Raw genomic sequence first — 22669 nt, 5'->3', positions numbered from 1 at the left:
TTATCCTCCCTGGTTGCACACGGTGCGGATGCGTTTAATCCCTGCGGCATCGTCTTTAAGGTTATTGTCACCCTCGGCGACAACAGCTGCAGTGCATCTCTGTTGCGGTCGGTTTCCCCATTTGACGCGAAGCGTCACCGACTCGCCAAGTCCGGCAAGATAGACGGTACTCTGGTCATCGACGATACCGCTGTTTAGCCCATCAGATGAGGTGACGATAGCGCCAAAAGGTACGGATTTCCCGCTCGGCTGGGTTAAGGTTATCAATGCTCTATAGCCGCGATGCGCATTGAAATGCGCGACGACGGCGGCGTTACGCGTTGGCACCACCGTGGTGGCCGTATTGTCGCTGTCGACATCATCCGGAAGCTGGTCAGTCACGACGCCGATGCGGTTTTCACGGTAGGCGGAAAGCGAAGGAATAATCGCGTTGCCAAACCAGTCGGTGCGGATCCCGCGCTGATTCTCAAAGCCGATGCCCGGCGCGCCGTCAGCATCTACAATGGCGAACTGATTACCCAATGGCTGAGACAGCGTCACGCCATGAGGATGGGCGACTACCGCACCTGTCGCACCATAGCTTATCTGCCGGGTGCCGTCGGTTGCGCTGTAATAACCCGCATTCAGTCTGCCGTATTGGGCATACCAGGTACCGTAGAGGCTGCTGCTGTTTTTGGGGGCCTGGGTGCTATGACTTTGCTGGAGCGAGTAGCTCAGGCTGTTGTCCGCCAGCAATGAGCCATTGAGGCCGACGTTTTGAGTGGTGGCGCCGTGCTGGCTGTTATTGAGGCTATAGCTTGCCCAACTACTGGGCAGCCAGCGGCTTAACGGAATAGTGACGCCGACGTAGATTGAACGATCGTCATCTCCGCTACGGGTATCGCTCCACGTGAGCGAGAAGTTATAGCTGATCCCCAGCATGCTGTAGTTCATACCTGCCGACAGGGAACTGTCGTGGCGATCGTTGTCCCAGTAGTTTTGTTGGTAGCCGTTCAGATAGAGGTTGCCATCACCAAATTGCTGACTGAGGTTTAGCTGAAGCCTGTCACGTTTGTGGTCCGTGCGATCCTCGTCGTCGTCATCGGTAATGCGCTGGTTGGCTTCTGCAAAGCTATAGAAGCCTTTACTGGAATAGCGATATCCAGAAAGTGACATATGGGTATTCGTTAGCGGGATATCGGTGGAGTAAAGCACTCGCCAGGATTGCCCCATATCGTGTTCACCCGAATCGAGTTCGCTGTTTGCGAAGGTCACATCCGTGGAAATAGCCCCCCAGGCACCGAGACCGATGCCAATACCAGAGACGATGGCGCTGTAGTTTTCCGCCACCGTCAAACCGCCGAAGGCCGTCAGCTGGTTATTAATGCCGTAGATAGCGCTGCCCTGAGCAAATTCAGGTTCTCTATCGCCGCTACCGGTTGCGGCGCGGTAGCGGCCAGCCGTAGCTTCAAAACGCAAGTGGGAAGGGCGCTGCATCAAAGCGATGCTGGAAAAGGCTTGGGTCGTGGTGTGGACGGTGCCATCCGCTTCCTGCACGCTGACTTCCAGATCGTCGCTGTTGGTGGATACCGTCAGGTCATCAATTTCAAATGCTCCCGGCGCCACGTTTTGCTGATACAGGGTGTAGCCATTTTGTTTGACGGTAACCACGGCATTGGTATAGGCGGTGCCGCGAACCACCGGGGCGAATCCGCGTTCGCTGCCGGGGAGCATATCGTCATCAGAGGCAACGTTAACACCGCTGAATTGGATGCTGTCGAAGACCTCTCCCCGCGTGCTGGATTCGCCGGCTAGAAACTGGGCTTTGAGTGCCTGGATGTCGTGCTGTACCCAGGTGGCAATATTTTGCCACCCTTCACCGCCATCGCTACCGGACCAGGTCCCGTAATTTCTTAGCCTCCAGCCACCGAGATTGGCGCCGCTGCGCAAATTAAGGTATTGGCTGTTCTGGTGATTTTTCCCTGAGGTTTCATTTTGTTGCCCGCTAAATGAGTAGTCGGCAAAGGCAACCGGGACACCGGCATCCCAGCGAGAAGGGGCGATATAGCCATTTCCCGTATGGACGAGCGCTGCCTGCGGGATGCTGAGCGTTAAGTTCTGCTTGCGGAAATCAAACTGAGCGCTGGCCAAAGGGATATAGTGCCCCAATTCCTGCTTTAGCGTGCTATCTGCGGGCTCGGCAAGCAGATCCGGGTAATCGTCAACTTTGACACCCCAGTTGCGCAGTAGGGTTGGGGTCAATAACGGTACCAGGGCACCGTCTTCAGCGTTGACATAGCGGAGCGTGCGATCCTCAATTTTCTGGTTATTGATCAGAATATGAGACGGATAGCTGCCGGCAAGCTGCGCTTTTGGATTGTCAAAAACGGTCAGGTCCGCCGCTTGCGGCGCGTTTTCGCCGCCTTCAAGCGATTGTGGTTGAAAATAGAAGTCGCGCGCATACAGCGTATGGGCGCTAAGCAGAAGCAGCCCACCGACACCATATAGCGCGTGCAGGGTATTCAGCGGATGAAAGCGTTGTTTCTGCATCATGGCGAGTTTCACGAAGACAGGGCTGCGGTATAAGCGACCGTTTCGCCGCCATAATCATTGATGCAGTGCCATGACGCGGATGAGGTTGCGATGGGCGCGTTGAGTGGCAGCGTGACGCTGCTTTGCGGGGCAACCATATCGGCCTGCACTTTGCTGCTTCCTAGGGTGAGGTTCGAGAAGACAGTATAAAAATGGCTGGTATTCTCTATTGTCAGTTGTTTGCCTGATTGGCTGAAATGCAGATTTTTACAGGCATCGTCTGCGCTTCCTTCTAATCCTTTGGGCCGGTAAAAGAGTTTTATCTGCGTTTTGTAGATGATATTGAGAACGTTGCTTTGCTGATTCTGTCGATCGCTGGCTGGAATCATCCGAACAATAAGATAATAAAGTGATTCAACGTTAGTCTGGGTGATATTTTCACTTTTCATAATTCTCAGCGTTTGCTCAGATTTTGGGTCCAGACGAAACAACGGCGGCGTGATAATAAACGGTGCGCGGGTTTTATTATCGGCATTCATCACCCATGACTGAATAAGCCAGGGGAGCTCTTTCTCCGAGTTAATCAAGGGAAGTGATGCCTCTTTCTTATTGGCATCATAAATCACTCGCGTTCGTCCGAGTTGAATACCCTCTGCGTTTGCTGCAGTAGAAGAAGCAATCAGGGCTAAGGTGAAAAGCGTGATTAATCGCGGAGTTTTCATTTTTATCCTTCAGGCAGAAACCATAACCTGCAACAGAGCAGGTTATGGTGGTTCAATAAAAACTTCTTCAATTAGCGATACAGAATACCGATGGTGACTTTGGCGTTTGCCGCGCCTGGGGTTACGCCTTCGCTGGTGCCACTAAGGGAGACATAGCGAGCTTCGAGCGTTGTCATGACAACGCCATCTGCGGTTGACGGTAATGGAACATAGATTTGATGCTCGGCACCGGTGATATCGAGGTAGGTGCTACGGTCCTCTTCGCTGCTAAGCGTAATGCCTACCCCTTCAGCACCGCCCGGATCCAGCTCGAGCATATCCGTTTTTCCTGAGACCGGCGTACCGGTAAACGTGAGCTGAACCTGTGATAATCCAGCCGTCGCCACAGGACACTTGGTCAGCGCAATCGGAACAGCGACATCATCCGATTTGCCGCTATTTTCAGTAAAATAGCTAGGCGCTGGAGAGCCCAGGTAAACATTGATATTTTTCCCTGAATCTCCGGATATTTCACAACTTGGGGAGATGATTTCACCTGTGAAGTGAATTTCACCTGCGTTAGTTTCATCAGCCCAGGAGGGTGATGAACCAAGAGTAAATAGTGATAACGCTAATAATGTTGTTTTCCAGTACATCGTAGTCTCCATGATAATTAGCGATTTCTTGACAGTTAAACCCACATCCAAACGCCTATCAGAACGTCAATCGAAGCAAGCTGATTCGATGAATGGATTAGCCACCTCAATATTCTGAAGATACTGTGCGTATCGATATGCTATCGCTTTATTTACGTTTGAAAAACTTCAGGTATTTATTGTCTTAGATAATGCTTTATTGTATGGCGCTTGATTTAATTATTACATTTGCCAAGTGAATTTATTGAGTTGATATAATATTGAACCATTGAGTTGATTGTTATTTAATTGATTGCGGAATATGGCATATGACGTTGCATCTCTGTATGGACTATTAATATTGTCTATTTTAGAGGGGCATTCTAGCGCTGGGGTTAATGAAATGCAGAGGAAAGGTGAGCGCCAAAAACAGCCTGAATAAATTCTGAAATTACATTTAACCGCACTAAAGCGCCCAAAAAGAGGGGAATCACCCCCTTGTTCCCCCCATTGCCCCGCGCGTGAGAAGGCAAAATGAGCCTTATCATCAATCATCGCAGATGTAGGCCGTGGCGGACGAAAGCGACAACGAAGACAAAACGGAAGACCCCACACCCCAGCGACTTGAAAAGGCTCGCGAGGAGGGGCAGATCCCGCGTTCCCGCGAGCTCACATCGGTGCTGATGCTGCTGGTGGGCGTTTGCGTGCTTTGGTTGGGCGGGGAGTCCCTTGCCCGTCGTCTGGCCAATTTGCTGTCAGGAGGCCTGCGCTTTGATCACAGCATTGTTAGCGATCCCAATCTTATCCTCGGGCAAATTATTCTGCTGTTAAAAGAAGCCATGCTGGCGCTGATGCCGCTGATTGTTGGCGTGATGGTGGTGGCGCTGGTGGCGCCAATGATGCTTGGTGGCCTGGTTTTCAGCGGAAAATCGATAGCGTTTAAGTTCGATAAGCTTAACCCGTTACCCGGTATCAAACGGATGTTCTCCGCGCAAACGGCGGCGGAGTTAACCAAAGCGATTATGAAAGCCGTGCTGATGGGCAGCGTGGCGGGCTTTTTTATGTGGTTCCACTGGCCGCAAATGATGCGCCTGGTGAGTGAATCACCACTTTCAGCAATGGGGAATGCCCTCAATATGGTGGGGCTGTGCGCGCTGCTGGTGGCGCTGGGGATCATTCCGATGGTGGGGTTTGACGTTTTCTGGCAAATCCATAGCCATCTGAAAAAACTCCGCATGTCGCGCCAGGACATTCGTGATGAATTCAAACAAAGTGAAGGCGATCCGCACGTTAAGGGCCGTATTCGCCAGATGCAGCGTTCGGCGGCGCGGCGACGGATGATGGCAGATGTTCCAAAGGCTGACGTAATCGTCAACAACCCAACGCACTATTCCGTAGCGCTTCAGTATGACGAAAACAAAATGAGTGCCCCGAAAGTCGTTGCCAAAGGGGCGGGGCTTGTGGCACTGCGCATTCGTGAAATTGGTGAAGAGAATCGGATTCCAATGCTGGAAGCTCCACCGCTGGCGCGTGCACTGTACCGCCATGCCGATATTGGCCAGCAGATCCCCGGCTCGCTGTACGCCGCCGTTGCGGAAGTATTGGCCTGGGTGTGGCAACTGAAACGCTGGAAACTGGCGGGCGGCGTGCAGCCGAAACAACCGGATAACATACCGGTGCCTGAGGCACTGGATTTTTTGAACGAGAAGGACTCTGATGGCTAATCTTGTCGCAATGTTGCGTCTTCCCAGCAACCTGAAATCAACCCAGTGGCAGGTGCTTGCCGGCCCGGTGCTGATCCTGCTGATTCTGTCGATGATGGTGCTGCCGCTTCCAGCGTTCGTCCTCGATCTGTTGTTCACCTTTAATATTGCGCTTTCTATTATGGTGCTGCTGGTGGCGATGTTTACCCAGCGCACGCTTGAATTTGCCGCCTTCCCAACCATTTTGCTGTTTACCACGCTGCTGCGCCTGGCGCTGAACGTGGCCTCCACGCGTATTATTTTGATGGACGGTCATACTGGTGCTGCGGCTGCGGGAAAGGTGGTTGAAGCTTTTGGCCACTTCCTGGTCGGCGGTAACTTTGCCATCGGTATTGTGGTGTTTATTATTCTGGTCATCATCAACTTTATGGTTATCACCAAAGGTGCGGGGCGTATCGCCGAAGTCGGTGCGCGCTTTGTGCTGGACGGGATGCCGGGTAAACAGATGGCGATCGATGCTGACCTTAACGCCGGGATTATCGGCGAGGATGAAGCGAAAAAACGTCGTGCTGAAGTGACCCAGGAAGCCGATTTTTATGGCTCGATGGACGGTGCCAGTAAATTTGTTCGCGGTGACGCCATCGCCGGGATCCTCATCATGGTCATTAACGTCATCGGCGGTCTGCTGGTAGGCGTATTGCAGCACGGGCTGGAGCTGGGCAAAGCGGCGGAATCGTATACGCTGCTGACTATCGGCGATGGTCTGGTCGCCCAGATCCCCGCCCTGGTTATCTCTACCGCCGCGGGTGTTATCGTGACCCGCGTGAGCACCGATCAGGACGTTGGTGAGCAGATGGTCGGCCAGTTGTTCAGTAACCCGCGCGTCATGATGCTGAGCGCCGGGGTTCTCGGGCTGCTGGGGATGGTGCCAGGCATGCCAAACCTGGTGTTCTTACTCTTCACCGCTGCGCTGCTCGGTTTGGCATGGTGGATCCGCGGCCGTGAAATGAAGGCCCCGGACCAGCCGCAGCCGGTAAAAGCTCCGGAAAGTAACACCCAGGCCGTCGAAGCCACCTGGAGCGATGTTCAACTCGAGGATACGCTGGGCATGGAGGTAGGCTATCGATTAATTCCGATGGTGGACTTCCAGCAGGACGGCGAGCTATTAGGCCGTATTCGCAGTATCCGGAAGAAGTTTGCCCAGGAGATGGGCTTCCTGCCGCCGGTGGTGCATATTCGCGACAATATGGATCTCCCGCCGGCCCGCTATCGCATTCTGCTCAAAGGGGTGGAAATTGGCAGCGGTGAAGCCTATCCGGGACGCTGGTTAGCGATTAACCCGGGGACAGCGGCAGGGACCTTGCCGGGTGAAGTCACCACCGATCCGGCGTTTGGTTTGGCCGCTATCTGGATTGAAAGTGCCCTGAAAGAGCAGGCGCAGATCCAGGGCTTTACGGTGGTGGAAGCCAGTACTGTGGTGGCGACCCATCTCAATCATCTGATTAGTCAGCATTCATCGGAACTGTTCGGCCGCCAGGAAGCGCAGCAGCTTCTGGACCGCGTGACTCAGGACATGCCGAAGCTGACCGAGGATCTGGTGCCGGGCGTGGTGACGCTGACCACGCTGCATAAGGTGCTGCAAAATCTGCTGGATGAAAAAGTGCCGATTCGCGATATGCGTACCATTCTGGAGACGTTGGCGGAGCACGCGCCGATTCAGACCGATCCGGGCGAGCTGACGTCAGTGGTGCGCGTGGCGCTGGGGCGGGCGATTACCCAGCGCTGGTTCCCAGGGAATGATGAGGTGCAGGTTATCGGCCTGGATACGCCGCTGGAGCGTTTGTTGCTGCAGGCGCTGCAGGGCGGCGGTGGTCTGGAGCCGGGACTGGCCGACCGTTTGCTCGCCCAGTCGCAGGAGGCGCTGGCGCGTCAGGAAATGCTTGGTGCACCGCCGGTGCTGTTGGTTAACCACGCGCTGCGTCCGCTGTTGTCGCGCTTCTTGCGCCGCAGCCTGCCGCAGTTGGTGGTGTTGTCAAATCTGGAGCTGTCCGACAATCGCAATATCCGCATGACGGCGACCATTGGAGGCAAGTAATGCGCAAATTGCTGTTGTTGCTATGCCTGCCACTGGTGGCGCAGGCGGCAGGTGAGGGCGCGTGGCAGGCCAGCGCGATGGGGATCACGCTTAACCATCGCGGCGAGGCGGCCTCTTCCGCGCCGCTGGTTTCCTCACAGCCGGTTCAGGGAGCAACCACGCGGGTAGCCTGGAATATCCAGCTTAACGGTCCGATTCCCGCTGGGCTTTCTACCCGGTTGTGCTCGTTGACTCGCTGCATCGAACTGGATGGACTCAGCGGCAGTACCATGGCGTTTAGTCAGGTTTCGCCGGCAGAACCGTTCCGCTTTATCTGGGAAGTTCCCGGTGGCGGGAGATTAATCCCTGCACTTAGGGTGAAAAGCATTCAAATCATCGTTAATTACCGCTAGTTGCCGCACTTTTCACCAATCGCCATCGGATTTCGGTGGCGACTTCGCATTTTTGACCCTCGCTTTTGAAAGTAAAGAAACGTTGTTTTATAAATCAGTGACACTTGTGCCACGACTCTTTGCATTTTTGCCAGCCACGCGTCTGTACTGGCAGAAATAGGAAGGTATCCCTTTACACATACTTCTACTGTAGCCGTGTCAGTACTCCTTTGGGTGAAGCCTTAATCGGCTGGAGGAGTTTCATAATAAAAGACACAGGATTGACGGCTAATGAATAGAACGCGAAAAATTGGATTGGCGAACTACCTCGCCTACGGTTCGGGCGATTTCCTCGGTGCAGGAACGACCGCGCTAACCGCAGCATGGCTTCTCTATTTCTACACGACCTTTTGTGGTTTATCCCCTATCGAAGCGACCTTTATCTTTGCCACCGCCAGGGTTCTGGATGCGGTGGTAAGTCCGCTGATGGGCTTTTTAACCGATAACTTTGGATCGACCTGGTTTGGTAAACGCTTTGGTCGGCGTAAATTCTTTATTCTGTTAGGTATTCCTTGCGTGTTCAGCTACTCCTTTATGTGGGTAGGGGACATGGGTTTCTGGTATTACCTCGTCACCTATCTGATTTTTGACGTGGTTTACACCATGATCCTGGTGCCATATGAAACGCTGGTGCCGGAAATGACCGACGATTTCAAACAGAAAACCAAATTCTCCGGCGCGCGTATCGGTATGGCGCAGATGTCGGCAATTCTGGCCTCCTTCCTGCCGGGTATCTTGTTAAGTTACTTTGGCAAAGACAACGCCGTCTCTTTCTTCTACGCAAGCCTGGTATTCTCCGTGCTGTGCGCCATCATGTTGACTCTTGTCTGGTTCTTCACCTGGGAACGTCCGCGCGATGAGTGGACGGAAGCAGCGCTGAAAGCGGAAGAAGAGAAGAAACACCTGACCTTCGCGCAGAGTATGAGCCGTCTGTTCACCGAGCTGAGCTCCACGCTGCGGATTAAGATTTTCCGCCAGCACCTGGGGATGTACCTGGGGGGCTATATCGCGCAGGACGTGTTCAATGCTGTTTTCACCTACTACGTGGTGTTTGTCCTGATGCAGGAAGCCTCAATGGCCTCCAACCTGCTCGGTACCATGGCTATCTTCCAGTTCATCGCCGTTATCGCCATGATCCCGCTGTGTATCCGTTTCGGGCCGGCTCCGTCGTACCGCATGGTGGTGGTGCTGTTCGGTCTGGGCTCTTTCTCCTACGCCGCGCTGTACTATGCGGGCATGAGCGATATCTACGCGCTGCTGCTGCTGATCTCCGCCATTGCCGGTCTGGGCCGCGGGGGGATCAACTATGTTCCATGGAACACCTATACCTATATTGCTGATGTTGATGAAGTCATTACCGGTCAGCGCCGTGAAGGGATCTTCGCAGGGATTATGACCCTGACCCGTAAAGCGTCTCAGGCGGGTGCCGTGATGCTGGTGGGTATCATCATGCAGATGTCTGGCTTCGTTTCAGGCCAGAAAGTGCAGCCACCGGAAGTGAGCCATACCATCCTGATGATCCTCAGCATGGGCACCATTGCGGTTTTGGCCTGCGGCTTCCTGGTCTCCCTGCGCTTTAAGCTGAACCTGAAAACGCACAGCGTGCTGCGCGAAGAGACTGCCAAAATGCGTACATCCGGTCATGTGATGCCTGAGTCCGTCACACCGCAGGCGCGTGCCACCGTCGAAATGCTGGCGGGGATGCCTTACGAATGCCTGTGGGGTAATAACAACATCGGCTATCTGAATCGTAATAAACCTGCTGCACCTTCGCTGAAGCAGGCTGCAACATTGAATTCGACTTACAACAGAGGTTAAAGATATGAAAGTTTGGCCCGTCAAACATAGCCCATTATTACGTCAACCGGAGCATTTTATCTCCCGGGAAGAGCTGAAAGCCTTGATTCAGACGGTGACGAACAATCTGGTGAATATCAAGGATGAGACAGGCCAATTTCTGCTGCGTCTCGACGATGGCCGCGTGATTGACACCAAAGGGTGGGCCGGCTGGGAGTGGACCCACGGCGTCGGTCTGTACGGGATTTACCAGTACTATCAGCAGACCGGCGATGTCGCGATGCGCGATATTATTGATAATTGGTTTGCCGACCGCTTCGCGGAAGGCGCTACCACCAAGAACGTCAATACCATGGCGCCGTTCCTGACGTTGGCCTATCGCTACGAAGAGACGGGCAATCCGGCGTACCTGCCGTGGCTCGATAGCTGGGCGGAGTGGGCGATGCATGACATGCCGCGCACCGAGTATGGCGGCATGCAGCACATTACTCTGGCGGAAGAGAACCATCAGCAGATGTGGGATGACACGCTGATGATGACCGTGCTACCGCTGGCGAAAATTGGCAAGCTGCTTAACCGTCCGGAGTATGTAGAAAAAGCGGTGTATCAGTTCATGCTGCACGTGCAGAATCTGATGGACCGGGAAACCGGTCTGTGGTTCCACGGCTGGAGCTACGAAGGCAACCATAACTTTGCCAACGCCCGCTGGGCGCGCGGCAACAGTTGGCTGACCATCGTGATCCCTGATTTCCTCGAGCTGGTGGACCTGCCGGAGAACAACGCGGTGCGTCGTTATCTGGTGCAGGTGCTGAATGCGCAAATTGCAGCGCTGGCAAAATGCCAGGATGAGAGCGGTCTGTGGCATACTCTGCTAGACGATCCGAACTCCTACCTGGAAGCCTCAGCGACCGCCGGTTTTGCCTACGGTATTCTGAAAGCGGTACGTAAACGCTACGTGGGCGCAGAGTATGCGGAAGTGGCAGAGAAGGCGATAAAGGGGATCGTCAAACACGTTTCTCCGGAAGGGGAGTTGATGCAGACCTCGTTTGGCACCGGGATGGGATCAAACCTCGATTTCTATCGCGAAATCCCGCTGACCTCCATGCCATATGGCCAGGCGATGGCGATTTTGTGTTTGACCGAGTATTTGCGTAAGTTCTTCTAAATATTGCCTGTTTGAAAACCCGGCTGTCGTGACAGTCGGGTTTTTTATTGCCATTTCAATCAAAAAAAGTTTAATTTTTTAATTTTGGTTATAAAAAATTTTTAACTCGATCGCATTCCTGCGTATTACTAATAGCCGTAGCAACAATAGTGATTTAGCTCACATTTCAATCGTGCCCATAAGAATATAAAAACACTGTTTCAAAATTATAAAACATGAGGTTTATTTTTATGGCAAGAAATGCGGCTTCAGCCCCTAACGGGCTGCAGGGAAGACCTGTCAATCTGCGCCATCAACTGGCATACGGAGGGGGAAACCTCTTGGGAAGCGGCGCGCTGGCGATCAGCGGTGCATGGCTACTTTACTTCTATACCACATTCTGCGGGCTGACGCTGATCGAGGCCGCATTTATTTTCTCCGTTGCTAGCGTCATTGACGCCATCAGTAATCCATTAATGGGTTACCTGACCGATAACTTCGGCAAAACTCGCCTCGGTAAACGCTTTGGCCGTCGCCGCTTCTTCCTGCTGATCGGCATCCCACTGATGATGTTCTATCCGCTGCTGTGGGTCGAAGGGCTAAGTTTCTGGTACTACCTCTGCACCTATGTGGTGTTTGAAATTATCTATACCTCGGTGATGGTGCCATACGAAACGCTGGCGACAGAAATGACCGATGATTTTGCGCTGCGTTCAAAACTGACCGGTTATAAAGCCATCTTCGGCAAACTCGCCAACTTCCTCGCCGCTTTTATTCCGGGACAGTTTATCCTCCTGTACGGCAAAGAGTCGGCCACGCCGTTCTTCCTGACCGGCCTGACCTACGGCGCTATTCTCATCTGCGCCGTGGCCTGCCTGTGGTACAACAGCTGGGAGCGTCCGCGGGAAGAAGAACCTGAGGTACAGAGCAAAAGTAGCCTGCTGAATACGCTAATCTCACTGGCGAAAGATATGCGCTCGACTTTTTATCTGCGCGTATTCCGTAAGCATCTCGGCATGTACCTGTGCGGCTTCGGCGCCGAGTGGCTGTTTGCCTCAATCTTTACCTACTTTGTGATTTTCGTTCTGCAGCACGATCCGGCGATGGTGGCGGGCTTAAACAGCCTGAACTCCATTTTACAGCTGGTTTCCACCGCGCTGTTCATCGGTCTGTGCGTGAAAAAAGGCTTTAGCAAGCCGTATATCATGGCGCTGAGCGTGGTGATTTTCGCCGTATTCCTTTACACCTCGCTGTGGTTCTTCCACCTGCCGGCGCATCTGGCGACCATCCTGATGTTTGGTATTACGGTGCTGTTTGGTTTGGGGACCGGCGGTGTGTACTACATTCCGTGGACGGTTTATACCTTCCTCGCCGATGTGGATGAAATCTACACCGGTCGTCGTCGCGAAGGCATTTACGCCGGTGCGATGACCTTCTCCGGTAAGATCCTGCGCTCCATTATTGTGTTCGTGATGGGGGCGGTACTGAGCTATTACGGATTCCAGTCAAAAGCCCACGTTCAGCCGGAAAGCGCAGTCAATGCTATTGCGGTGGTGTTCTGTGCCGGGGTTGCGCTGCTGGCGCTGGCGGCTATCGTCTTCAGTAAACAGATGAAGCTCGATCGCAAAACCCACTTAATTGTCCTGCAGGAAGTGGCGCGTATCAAAGCCGGCGGCAAGCTGGAAGATATCGCTCCGGAAGTCCGCGTAGTGGTGGAAGATCTGGTCGGTCACCGTTATGAAGAGTGCTGGGGTAATAGCCCGCTGTTCAAAAATGAGCAAACGCCGGCTGTTGTTGAAGCGGTATCCGCCGGGCGCTAAGCACCCGTGGAATCCCTTCACTGTCCCTGAGGCGGCAGCGGTAGCTGGTTGTCCTCAGGGGCAAAGAGGTGGTCGAGGATTTTGCGCATAACTGGCGCGGCGACCACGCCATCGCTTCCTCCATTCTCCAGCACCAACGCCACCGCAACCTTCGGATTTTTATACGGTGCAAACGCGGTATAGAAGATGTGGTCGCGCAGACGCGTCGGGATCATTTTCGCGTTATAGGTCTGGTTTTCTTTAAGACTAAACACTTGCGAGGTGCCGCTCTTCGCGGCAATACCATATGCGGCGGTGTGGAAGAACTTGTAGCCAGTACCGTTTTCGGCGTTTGCCATGCCAAACATCGCCTGACGCACCAGCGCCCAGTATGGCGACGCGGCGTCAGCAATTTGTGTCTCGTGCGCGGGCTGGCGATACGGGATCAGCGTTTTGCCGGACTCTTCATCTTTCAGCAGGTGGGGAGGAATGACTCGCCCGTTATTGAGCAACGCCACCATCGCTTTGACCATTTGAATCGGCGTCGCAATCCAGTAACCCTGACCAATACCCACGGATATCGTATCCCCCTGATACCAGCCTTTTTTATGCACTCGTTGCTTCCAGTCGCGGCTTGGCAGCAGGCCATTGTACTCTTCATCGAGATCGATCCCGGAGGGCTTTCCGTAGCCGAACTGGCTCAGCATGGTGTGAATACGGTCAATACCCATCATATAGGCGACTTGATAAAAGAAGGTGTCCGCCGACTCTTCAATGGCCTTGGTAACGTTCAGCATACCGTGGCCGCTTTTTTTCCAGTCGCGATAGTGGCGCTGAGTACCGGGCAGCGTCCACGTCGGCGCGCCAAAGAAACTGGTCTGCGGGGTGATCACGCCGTTTAACAGGGCCGACATCGCCATATAGGGTTTGACCGTGGAGGCGGTGGGATAGAGGCCTTGGGTGACGCGGTTAATCAGCGGCAGATCTTTGTCCTGCAATAAGGTTTTGTAGTCCTGGTAGCTAATGCCTTTCACAAACGGGTTTGGGTCGTAGCTAGGGTTCGATACCATCGCCAGCACCGAACCGTCGTGCGGATCTTCAACCAGTACCGCCGCGCGTTGGCCAACCAACAGGCTCTCGATATACTCCTGAAGGTGCAGATCCAGCGTCAAATGAATATCTTTGCCGGCGACCGGTGGCACATCTTTTAGCAGGCGCACGATACGCCCATGGTTGTCGACCTCGACTTCCTGGTAACCGGTTTTACCGTGCAAATCGTTTTCGTAGTAGCGCTCAATCCCCTGTTTACCAATGTTATGGTCGGCGGCGTAGTTTTCTAATAATCCATTCTTATCGAGGGCTTTCAGATCGCTGTCGTTAATTTTCGACACATAGCCGAGCACGTGCGCCAGCTCTGCTCCGTAGGGATATTGGCGATCTTCATAGCTGTCGATGGTGACACCGCTAAAACGGAATTGATTGACAGAAAAGCGGGCGATCTCCACATCGGAAAGGGCGTTCTTCAGCACTACTGGGCGGTAGCGGCTGGTTGATTTCAGGGCCTTGTGGAACTGGTCGATATCATCCGGCGTCAGGTCAACCAGCGGCGTAAGCTGACGCAGCAGAGCGTTCATATCGCTGATTTTATACGGGGTCACGGTGATATCGTACCAGGTGACGTTTTTAACCAGGGGGATACCGTTGCGATCGTAAATGATACCGCGCGTAGGGGCGACGGGCAGCATTTTGATATCGTTGGCATCGGAACGCGTCGTGTAGTAGCTGTGTTCCTCGACCTGCAAGTGATAGAGGTTGAGGGTCAAAACGCCAAAGCAGGCGATGACCAGGCCGAAGGCCACCAGCACGCGACGGACGAAGAGTTTTCTCTCCGCTTCATAATCTCTAAAAGTCATTAAGGCACCCAGTGTTTAAGCCGCCTAATCATATGGAGCGGTCACGGGCATGACAGACAAAAAATGTACCATCTCTTAGGGAAATGTGTCATTCCTTGTGATTTGTAACAAATCAATGAGATAGCTGTTGGGTGAGGGAAAGGGATTGCGAAAAAAAGCCCGCGACAGAGCGCGGGCTTTAAGCGACAAATCGCTAATTACATACGTTCTACGGTCTCGATACCCAGGGTATCGAGACCCATTTTCAGGGTTTTCGCCGTCAGCAGCGCCAGCTTCAGGCGGCTGTTGCGTACCGCTTCGCTGTCGGCAGACAGAATCGGGCAGTGTTCGTAGAAACCAGAGAACAGACCCGCCAGATCATACAGATAAGAACACATCACGTGCGGCGTGCCGTCACGGGCAACCACGTTCAGCGTCTCTTCAAACTGCAGCAGACGCGCGGCCAACTGGGCTTCACGGTCTTCGGTAAGGGTGACGGCCGCATTGATGATGGCACTTTCTTCCAGCTCCGCTTTACGGAATACGGACAGTACGCGGGTATAGGCATATTGCATATACGGTGCGGTGTTGCCCTCGAAGGCCAGCATATTATCCCAATCGAAAACGTAGTCGGTGGTACGGTTTTTGGACAGGTCGGCATATTTCACCGCGCCAATCCCCACGACGTTTGCCAGTTTTTCCAGCTCGTCTGCTGACATATCCGGGTTCTTCTCCGCCACCAGACGACGTGCGCGTTCCAGCGCTTCATCCAGCAGGTCTGCCAGCTTCACGGTGCCACCGGCGCGGGTTTTGAACGGCTTGCCGTCTTTACCCAGCATCATACCAAACATGTGGTGTTCCAGCGGTACGGAATCAGGCACATAGCCCGCTTTACGCACGATGGTCCACGCCTGCATCAGGTGCTGGTGCTGACGGGAGTCGATGTAGTACAGCACGCGGTCAGCGTGCAGCGTTTCATAACGATATTTCGCACAGGCAATATCGGTGGTGGTGTACAGGTAGCCGCCATCCTTTTTCTGGATGATGACGCCCATAGGCTCACCTTCTTTATTCTTGTATTCGTCGAGGAATACCACGGTCGCGCCTTCGCTTTCTACCGCCAGACCTTTTTCTTTCAGGTCTGCCACGATGCCTGGCAGCATTGGGTTGTACAGGCTTTCACCCATGACGTCGTCGCGGGTCAGGGTGACGTTCAGGCGGTCATAGGTCAGTTGGTTCTGCGACATGGTGATGTCGACTAACTGACGCCACATTTTACGGAAATACTCATCGCCGCCCTGTAGTTTGACCACGTAGCTGCGCGCGCGCTCGGCAAAGATTTCATCTTCGTCATAGTGCTTTTTCGCATCGCGGTAGAAACCTTCGAGATCGGCCAGCGCCATTTCACCGGCGTTGTCCTGCTGCTGTTTTTCCAGCCAGGCAATCAGCATACCAAACTGGGTACCCCAGTCACCGACATGGTTCGCACGGATAACTTTATGGCCCATCAGTTCCAGCGTACGTACCGCCGCATCACCGATAATGGTGGAACGCAGGTGACCGACGTGCATCTCTTTGGCGACGTTTGGTGCAGAGTAATCCACCACCACGGTTTGCGGCTGCGGCTGTGCAATACCCAGACGTTCGCTTTTCAGCGCTTGAGACACGTGCTCGGCCAAAAACGCAGGGTCGAGGAAAATATTTATAAAGCCCGGGCCGGCGATTTCAACTTTGTTGGCGATGCCGTTAAGGTCGAGATGAGACAGGACCTGCTCTGCCAGTTGTCGCGGCGCCATGCCCAGTTTTTTGGCGACTGCCATCATGCCGTTGGCCTGATAGTCACCGAACTGTACTTTTGCTGACTGACGAACCTGCGGTTCGCAATCGACAGGCGCGCCTGCCGCAATCATGGCCTGACTGACTTTTTCTGAGAGAAGAGCCTGAATATTCACCGGAATACCTTACGTTTTAGACGCTGTCACCGTTATGGTCCAGCGCCGGGTGTGGATAAATTAAGGCGGGAGTATACTGCATTTGCCTGATGCCGTCAGCATCGGCCCCGCCTCATCATGGGCGAAAAACGCTGCCTGAGCAGGGATTAATCGCTCGACAACCGCTAAGGTTGGTTCGCAGCGGACAACAAGGTAGATTAGCCTTTTCATGTAATAAGAGTAGGGCTGAAATGGCAAACTGGCAGACTATCGAAGAATTGCAGGATATTGCTGCGGATCTTCCGCGCTTCACTGACGCATTGGCGGCGCTTTCCCAGCGTCTGGGGTTGGATATCACCCCGCTGAATGCCGACCACATTTCCCTACGCTGTCACCAGAACACGACCGCACAACGCTGGCGCCGTGGGTTCGAGCAGTGCGGCACGCTGCTTTCGGAAAATATCATTAATGGCCGCCCCATCTGTCTGTTCAAGCTTGAAGACCCGGTGTGCGTTGCCCACTGGCGCTTTACGGTGATTGAACTGCCGTGGCCGGGTGAAAAGCGCTACCCGCACGAGGGCTGGGAACACATCGAGATTGTACTACCGGGGGCGCCGGAAACGCTGAACGCGCGCGCGCTGGCGCTGTTGTCTGACGACGGCCTGAGTCAACCGGGGATTTCGGTCAAAACCAGCTCACCGAAAGGGGAGCGCGAGCGGTTGCCAAACCCAACGATGGCAGTGACGGACGGTAAAGTCACCGTGAAGTTCCACCCGTGGACCATTGAAGAAATTGTTGCCAGCGAACAGGCAGTGTAACAATGTGAAGTCACGCGAAGTCTACGTACGGGATCAGTGGCATGATTTGTCGCTGGATTGAAACGGAGAGAAAAATGGCATTGCTTGAAATCTGCTGTTACAGCACGGAGTGCGCGGTTATCGCGCAGCAGAACGGGGCCGACCGCATTGAATTATGCGCCGCGCCGCTGGAGGGAGGGCTGACGCCATCATATGGCGTGCTCAAAGCAACACGTCAACGGGTATCCATTCCCGTACATCCGATTATCCGCCCGCGCGGCGGTGACTTTTGTTATACCGACGGTGAATTTGCCGCCATGCTGGAAGATGTGCGTCAGGTTCGCTCGCTGGGCTATCCCGGTTTAGTCATTGGCGTACTGGATCCCGATGGGCAGGTCGATATGGCGAGAATGCGGCAGATTATGGTCGCCGCAGGGCCACTGGCGGTGACATTCCACCGCGCGTTTGATATGTGCGCCGATCCGCGGCAAGCCATTGAACAGCTTGCAGAGTTAGGCGTGGCAAGGGTGCTAACCTCAGGTCAACAGCCGTCAGCCGAAAAAGGTATTTTATTAATTCGGGAACTTATTGACCGGGGTGATACTCCAACCATTATGGCGGGTGCGGGGGTGAGAGCGAGTAACCTTTCGCTGTTCCTGAACGCCGGTGTCAAAGAAGTGCACAGTTCAGCCGGGCAATGGTTGCCCTCCGATATGCGATACCGCAATCCCGGACTGTCAATGTCAACGGATCCTGAAGCTGATGAGTATTCGCGTTATGCTGTCGATGGTGAGGCGGTTGCCGCGATGAGAGAAATCATTGAGCGTCATGTGTAGCTAAAAGTTTTTACCGCGTGTCATATTCGCCCAATATGATGCTTGCTTGTACCAGGCCCCTGCCCATTAAACAGGGGCCTTTTTTTATCCGTCATATTTTCAACCGGCACGGCGGCGTACGCTGCCGGAAGAGGTGTTACGGCTTACGCGCAATCAGTACTGCGCGCAGCGGAGCCGGATACCCTTCAATGGTTTTGGTCGGGTCGTTCGGGTCGAGGAAGTCAGCCAGCGACTCGGTGACCATCCACTCGGTGCGACGCTGCTCTTCGGTTGATGTGACGTTCATATCGACGATACGCACATCCACAAAACCGCATTTCTCCAGCCAGTTTTTCAGCGCTGGCGCGGAGGGAATAAAGTAGACGTTGCGCATTTGCGCGTAGCGATCGCCCGGCACCAGCACCGTATTTTCGTCACCTTCCACGACCAGCGTTTCCAACACCAGCTCACCGTCATTCACCAGCTGATCTTTCAACTGCCACAGATGCTCCAGCGGCGAGCGGCGGTGGTATAACACGCCCATGGAAAACACGGTATCAAAGGCTTTCAGCGCCGGAAGCTGTTCTATGCCAAGCGGCAGCAGATGCGCGCGCTGGTCGTTACCCAAAAGCTTACGGACCGCTTCAAACTGGCACAGGAATAGCTGGGTTGGGTCAATGCCCACCGCCAGATGCGCACCCGCGCCAATCATGCGCCACATGTGATACCCGCTGCCGCAGCCGACATCAAGGATCGTACGCCCGGTGAGGTCAGACAGGTGCGGCAGAACGCGATCCCATTTCCAGTCGGAGCGCCATTCGGTGTCGATATTCACGCCGTACAGCGAAAATGGTCCTTTGCGCCACGGCATCAGATGACGCATCAGCGTATCAATGCGTTTCACCTGACCGTCGCTCAGCGGCTCTTCGCTTTCAGCGGTGACGCTATGCAGAAGATCCAGCTTCCACGGCTGGATTTCCGGCAGGAATTCGACCGCATTTGACCACTGCTTGAACAGGCCGTGTTGGTCACGCTGCCACGTGGCAATTTGCGCCGGTAGCGTTTCCAGCCAGTGAGAGAGAGGGCTTTTCGCGATTTGCTGATAAAAATTGCCGAACTCGATCATGCCGGGATCCCTTCCTTGAGCGCCACCAGGGAGCCGAAGTTAAAGCACTGGAACCATAGTTCACTGTGTTCAAAGCCTGCTTCATGCAGACGAGCCTTATGCACTTCAACGGAGTCGGTCAGCATCACGTTTTCCAACATGCTGCGCTTCTGGCTGATTTCCAGTTCGCTGTAGCCGTTAGCACGCTTGAAATCGTGGTGCATGTTAAATAGCAGTTCGCCGACGGTGGCATCTTCAAAGCTGAATTTTTCTGACAGCACCAGTGCGCCGCCTGGATTTAATCCTTTATAGATTTTATTCAACAATGCCTGACGTTCTGCAGGTTCGAGGAACTGAACCGTAAAGTTCAGTACTACCATGGAGGCGTTTTCGATCTCGATTTCGCGAATATCCCCTTCGATGACGTCAACCGGCGTCGGCGCTTTATAGGCATCGATATGGCGGCGGCAGCGCTCGATCATGGCCGGAGAGTTATCAACGGCAATGATGCGGCAGTCGCTGTGGGCGATATTGCGGCGGATCGACAGCGTGGCTGCGCCCAGTGAACAACCGAGGTCGTAAACCTGCGTCGCGGGCTGGACGAAACGCTCGGCCAGCATGCCAATCATGGAGATAATATTTGAGTAGCCGGGCACGGAGCGCTGGATCATATCCGGGAAAACTTCAGCTACCCGTTCGTCGAAGGTCCAGTCGCCGAGGCGGGCGATAGGGGCAGAAAATAGCGTGTCGCGGTCAGACATAAGGGGAATCCGGAAAAATAAAAACGGCGTATTGTGCGCTAACGCAGCGAGAAAACCAACTCCCACGGCATATACCACAGATTGGCGAGCACCATCAGCAACAATGAAATGTAGGTTGCGCTCATGCCAGAGCGCCGCCAGCGGAACAGACGGTGATGAAAACCGTAATAGTGCATCAGGCGCCCAGCAAGCAGCAGCAGGCCGCAAAGATGGACCATCCAGGTTTCTGCTCCGTTCATCTCCATAAACAGCAGCAGGACAACGCCAATAGGAATGTACTCGACCGCATTCCCATGAATACGGATAGCGCTTTGTAGCTCGCTAAACCCGCCGTCGCCGTAGGCCACGCGGTAGAGCATACGTAAACGGACCACATCAAAAGAAAACTTTATCAGCAACAATGCCGCCAGCACGGCATACAGCGCGCTAACCATACAAACTCCCTTTCCGTTGGCAGATGGCACCCATTATCATAGGTATGAATGTCAGAAAAGAGAAGATTGTTGTGGAATAGAAGGTGCGGCGCCTAGTCCGGGAAGGGCGGTTTGCAGCGCTTGCCACAGCGAATGCACCAGCTCTGGTGCCTGCGCGATATCCGGGGTATGCAAAAACAGGTAGGGGGTGGTGGTCTGCTGCCACTTTGCCAGTTTCTCGAGCCAGGGGGCGAACATCGCCTGATTTTGCGCCATCTCGTCGCTACCGATAAACCGCACCATTGGCTGTCCTGCGGTGACGACGGCGTGCACCGGTACTTTCGGTTTTTTACGCTGGGCGTCAATCACCGGGTCATTGCGCGCAATGGCCGCGTGAACCGGGCGGCTATCCAGAATCACGCGGTTAACGCCGCGCTCATGCAGGCCTCGATTAAGCTGACGTTCATCATCACCTTTGGCAAAAAACTGCGGATGACGCACTTCAACGCCGTAATGAAACGCCTTCGGCAAGCCATCGAGAAACGCCCAGAGCGCCGGGAGATCGCGCGGGCCAAAGGTCGCTGGAAGCTGTAGCCAATATTGTCCGATTCGCTCATCAAGCGGCGACATGCGCTGGAAAAACTCCAGCGTCAGCGCGTCGCACTGGCGCAGCGCGGCCTGATGCGAGATGGTCGCTGGAAATTTAAAACAGAAGCGAAAGCGATCATCGGTCTGCGCCAGCCAGCGGGAGACGATTTCTGCTTTCGGCAGCGCATACAACGTGGTATTGCCCTCCACGCAGTTAACATGTCGGGCATGGTAGCTTAACTGACTGATTTTAATAGTCCTCTACTGCTGGTTTGTGGGCTATGGGGCATCAATGGGGCAAAATCGGCCAGCTTCTGATTTAGCATAGCGATCTGCTCTGCGTTATTGTCCGCCATCCACGCGCCGTACACGTTGAAAACCATTTGCGCGCTAGCATGACCCATCTGGCTGGCTATAAAGCTTGGGTTGGCTCCCGCGGACAGTGACCAGCACGCGTAAGTGTGGCGTGACTGGTAAGCTTTTCGATGCGTGATCCCCGCCTTTTTTAACCCCGCGTCCCACGAGTCACCAAATGAATCCACTTTATAGATAATCCCCACATCCTTACTTCGTCTTACCAGCTTAGGGTTAAAGACAAATGTACAGTTGTGTTGCGCCGTTCGTCCATACTCACGCAATTGCACGCTGATGTGATGCTGTTGCCCGAGCCTAGTCATTTCCATCTGGTTCCTCAAAACATCGATGGCTGGCTGGATGAGGTGAATCACTCTATCCGTACTGGCGTCAGTTTTCGGTAGTGTGAACTCACTCAGCTTTGTATAATTACGGCGAATTGTTATTGTACCCGCTTCAAGGTCTATATCTTCCCATGCCAGGGAAACCAGCTCCCCGTGACGAACACCTGTGTACACTGCCAGTGACCACATGTTTTTTGTCTGCTGATGCCGGCATGCATCTATCAGACGGATGAATTCATCACGGCTGAGCGGGTCTGGCTCTACCCTGGCTCTTTTTAATGGCTTTATCCCTGCAAAGGGATTTGCCTTTATGTACCCATTATCGGCAGCGAACTGGAACATTCCGGCTATAGTCGTCATGTAGTAGTTGACGGTGACCGCGCTACGCCCCTTAACGGGAGGCCTGCCCTTCACAGTGCACTGATAACCCGTCAGAAGCTCTTTCCGGATGTACAGCAACTCTTCTTTCTCAATTGCCGTCACCAGCCGTTTGGCTCCGATCAACGGCACAACAACTGCCACGACCGACTCGTACCGTTTGTGCGCGTTAGCGCTGATTTCCATTTCCTTCAGATCCAGCCACTTTTTTTCAAGCTCTTTCACTGTGATTTCTTTCGAACCCACCCCAAAAACTTTAAGGTTAGGTGAGTCAGGAAACTGCGCTGCATAGTCAAAGTTTCCGGTGCGGACGGCAAAGCATACCGATGTACGTAGTTCCCCGGCGATCTTCCTGTTCTTAGCGGTGTCAGGGACACCGAGGCTCTCCCTGACACGCTTACCTTTGTATCTAAACCAGATGCGTAATGTGCCACCGTGGTTTTCGACGCCTGTTGGATATGAGACTTTATCCATT

General features: G+C 53.9%; 18 protein-coding genes. 8 read left to right on the top strand and 10 right to left on the bottom strand.

The window, feature by feature from the left end:
- From KCR01S_RS00335 to KCR01S_RS00325, 3 genes are all read right to left on the bottom strand, one after another.
- Nucleotides 1–2532, bottom strand: a complete 2532-nt coding sequence (locus KCR01S_RS00335; protein WP_156478726.1) for a fimbria/pilus outer membrane usher protein — start codon at nt 2530–2532, stop codon at nt 1–3.
- A gap of 8 nt (nt 2533–2540) precedes the next feature.
- A complete protein-coding gene (locus tag KCR01S_RS00330; protein WP_061279133.1) occupies nt 2541–3233 on the bottom strand; it encodes a fimbrial biogenesis chaperone in 693 nt (230 codons plus the stop codon).
- 71 nt (nt 3234–3304) lie between these two features.
- Nucleotides 3305–3868: a fimbrial protein gene (locus tag KCR01S_RS00325; protein WP_061279131.1), complete on the bottom strand. Its 564-nt coding sequence runs from the start codon at nt 3866–3868 to the stop codon at nt 3305–3307.
- Between the two features lie 548 nt (nt 3869–4416).
- On the opposite strand from KCR01S_RS00325, the gene flhB reads away from it, so the two are divergent.
- The 6 genes from flhB (at nt 4417) to KCR01S_RS00295 (ending at nt 12837) form a co-directional block, all read left to right on the top strand.
- Entirely contained in the window at nt 4417–5571 is a 1155-nt protein-coding gene (gene flhB / locus KCR01S_RS00320; protein ID WP_061279129.1) for a flagellar biosynthesis protein FlhB, read from the top strand.
- The gene (flhA, locus tag KCR01S_RS00315; protein ID WP_061279126.1) at nt 5564–7645 is read left to right on the top strand and encodes a flagellar biosynthesis protein FlhA; all 2082 of its coding nucleotides are present in this window, start codon (nt 5564–5566) and stop codon (nt 7643–7645) included. Before flhB ends, flhA begins: the two co-directional genes overlap by 8 nt.
- Nucleotides 7645–8037: a flagellar protein FlhE gene (flhE, locus tag KCR01S_RS00310; RefSeq protein WP_061279124.1), complete on the top strand. Its 393-nt coding sequence runs from the start codon at nt 7645–7647 to the stop codon at nt 8035–8037. Before flhA ends, flhE begins: the two co-directional genes overlap by 1 nt.
- 270 nt (nt 8038–8307) lie before the next feature.
- Nucleotides 8308–9894 (top strand): MFS transporter, encoded by a 1587-nt coding sequence (locus KCR01S_RS00305; protein WP_061279122.1) that lies wholly within the window; start codon nt 8308–8310, stop codon nt 9892–9894.
- Between the two features lie 4 nt (nt 9895–9898).
- Nucleotides 9899–11038 (top strand): beta-galactosidase BglB, encoded by a 1140-nt coding sequence (gene bglB, locus KCR01S_RS00300; RefSeq protein WP_061279120.1) that lies wholly within the window; start codon nt 9899–9901, stop codon nt 11036–11038.
- Nucleotides 11039–11268: 230 nt separating this feature from the next.
- Complete coding sequence (locus KCR01S_RS00295; RefSeq protein WP_061279118.1) at nt 11269–12837, top strand: MFS transporter; 1569 nt, start codon at nt 11269–11271, stop codon at nt 12835–12837.
- A gap of 17 nt (nt 12838–12854) precedes the next feature.
- Here the strand turns inward: KCR01S_RS00295 and mrdA are convergent, their stop codons facing one another.
- Both mrdA and argS read right to left on the bottom strand, forming a co-directional pair.
- Nucleotides 12855–14729, bottom strand: a complete 1875-nt coding sequence (gene mrdA / locus KCR01S_RS00290) for a penicillin-binding protein 2 (protein WP_061279116.1) — start codon at nt 14727–14729, stop codon at nt 12855–12857.
- 197 nt (nt 14730–14926) lie between these two features.
- Entirely contained in the window at nt 14927–16660 is a 1734-nt protein-coding gene (argS, locus tag KCR01S_RS00285; protein WP_061279114.1) for an arginine--tRNA ligase, read from the bottom strand.
- Nucleotides 16661–16890: 230 nt separating this feature from the next.
- Here argS and KCR01S_RS00280 point away from each other — a divergent pair, with 230 nt between their 5' ends.
- Entirely contained in the window at nt 16891–17457 is a 567-nt protein-coding gene (locus tag KCR01S_RS00280; RefSeq protein WP_061279112.1) for a VOC family protein, read from the top strand.
- Nucleotides 17458–17531: 74 nt separating this feature from the next.
- Complete coding sequence (gene cutC, locus KCR01S_RS00275) at nt 17532–18272, top strand: copper homeostasis protein CutC (protein WP_061279110.1); 741 nt, start codon at nt 17532–17534, stop codon at nt 18270–18272.
- 136 nt (nt 18273–18408) lie between these two features.
- On the opposite strand, the gene cmoB is transcribed toward cutC, so the two are convergent.
- From cmoB to KCR01S_RS00250, 5 genes are read right to left on the bottom strand one after another with little or no spacing between them, the layout of a single operon-like run.
- Nucleotides 18409–19377 (bottom strand): tRNA 5-methoxyuridine(34)/uridine 5-oxyacetic acid(34) synthase CmoB, encoded by a 969-nt coding sequence (gene cmoB, locus KCR01S_RS00270; protein ID WP_061279108.1) that lies wholly within the window; start codon nt 19375–19377, stop codon nt 18409–18411.
- On the bottom strand, nt 19374–20117 hold the full coding sequence (cmoA, locus tag KCR01S_RS00265; protein ID WP_061279105.1) for a carboxy-S-adenosyl-L-methionine synthase CmoA: 744 nt from the start codon (nt 20115–20117) through the stop codon (nt 19374–19376). Before cmoA ends, cmoB begins: the two co-directional genes overlap by 4 nt.
- A 38-nt stretch (nt 20118–20155) precedes the next feature.
- Entirely contained in the window at nt 20156–20551 is a 396-nt protein-coding gene (locus KCR01S_RS00260; protein ID WP_061279103.1) for an MAPEG family protein, read from the bottom strand.
- A gap of 51 nt (nt 20552–20602) precedes the next feature.
- Entirely contained in the window at nt 20603–21373 is a 771-nt protein-coding gene (locus KCR01S_RS00255; protein WP_061279101.1) for a DUF72 domain-containing protein, read from the bottom strand.
- Nucleotides 21355–22668: a tyrosine-type recombinase/integrase gene (locus tag KCR01S_RS00250; RefSeq protein WP_061279100.1), complete on the bottom strand. Its 1314-nt coding sequence runs from the start codon at nt 22666–22668 to the stop codon at nt 21355–21357. Before KCR01S_RS00250 ends, KCR01S_RS00255 begins: the two co-directional genes overlap by 19 nt.
- Nucleotide 22669 lies beyond the last annotated feature (1 nt).

This window comes from Kluyvera cryocrescens NBRC 102467 (assembly GCF_001571285.1).
GTDB classification, from domain to species: Bacteria; Pseudomonadota; Gammaproteobacteria; order Enterobacterales; family Enterobacteriaceae; genus Kluyvera; species Kluyvera cryocrescens.
This window is presented reverse-complemented; position numbering and strand designations above follow the sequence as displayed.

What these genes read in the sequence shown, in the direction of transcription:
- KCR01S_RS00335 (WP_156478726.1), bottom strand. Translation starts at nt 2,532, where the DNA reads ATGATGCAGAAACAACGCTTTCATCCGCTGAATACCCTGCACGCGCTA.
- KCR01S_RS00330 (WP_061279133.1), bottom strand. Translation starts at nt 3,233, where the DNA reads ATGAAAACTCCGCGATTAATCACGCTTTTCACCTTAGCCCTGATTGCT.
- KCR01S_RS00325 (WP_061279131.1), bottom strand. Translation starts at nt 3,868, where the DNA reads ATGTACTGGAAAACAACATTATTAGCGTTATCACTATTTACTCTTGGT.
- flhA (WP_061279126.1), top strand. Translation starts at nt 5,564, where the DNA reads ATGGCTAATCTTGTCGCAATGTTGCGTCTTCCCAGCAACCTGAAATCA.
- flhE (WP_061279124.1), top strand. Translation starts at nt 7,645, where the DNA reads ATGCGCAAATTGCTGTTGTTGCTATGCCTGCCACTGGTGGCGCAGGCG.
- KCR01S_RS00305 (WP_061279122.1), top strand. Translation starts at nt 8,308, where the DNA reads ATGAATAGAACGCGAAAAATTGGATTGGCGAACTACCTCGCCTACGGT.
- bglB (WP_061279120.1), top strand. Translation starts at nt 9,899, where the DNA reads ATGAAAGTTTGGCCCGTCAAACATAGCCCATTATTACGTCAACCGGAG.
- KCR01S_RS00295 (WP_061279118.1), top strand. Translation starts at nt 11,269, where the DNA reads ATGGCAAGAAATGCGGCTTCAGCCCCTAACGGGCTGCAGGGAAGACCT.
- mrdA (WP_061279116.1), bottom strand. Translation starts at nt 14,729, where the DNA reads ATGACTTTTAGAGATTATGAAGCGGAGAGAAAACTCTTCGTCCGTCGC.
- KCR01S_RS00280 (WP_061279112.1), top strand. Translation starts at nt 16,891, where the DNA reads ATGGCAAACTGGCAGACTATCGAAGAATTGCAGGATATTGCTGCGGAT.
- cutC (WP_061279110.1), top strand. Translation starts at nt 17,532, where the DNA reads ATGGCATTGCTTGAAATCTGCTGTTACAGCACGGAGTGCGCGGTTATC.
- cmoB (WP_061279108.1), bottom strand. Translation starts at nt 19,377, where the DNA reads ATGATCGAGTTCGGCAATTTTTATCAGCAAATCGCGAAAAGCCCTCTC.
- cmoA (WP_061279105.1), bottom strand. Translation starts at nt 20,117, where the DNA reads ATGTCTGACCGCGACACGCTATTTTCTGCCCCTATCGCCCGCCTCGGC.
- KCR01S_RS00260 (WP_061279103.1), bottom strand. Translation starts at nt 20,551, where the DNA reads ATGGTTAGCGCGCTGTATGCCGTGCTGGCGGCATTGTTGCTGATAAAG.
- KCR01S_RS00250 (WP_061279100.1), bottom strand. Translation starts at nt 22,668, where the DNA reads ATGGATAAAGTCTCATATCCAACAGGCGTCGAAAACCACGGTGGCACA.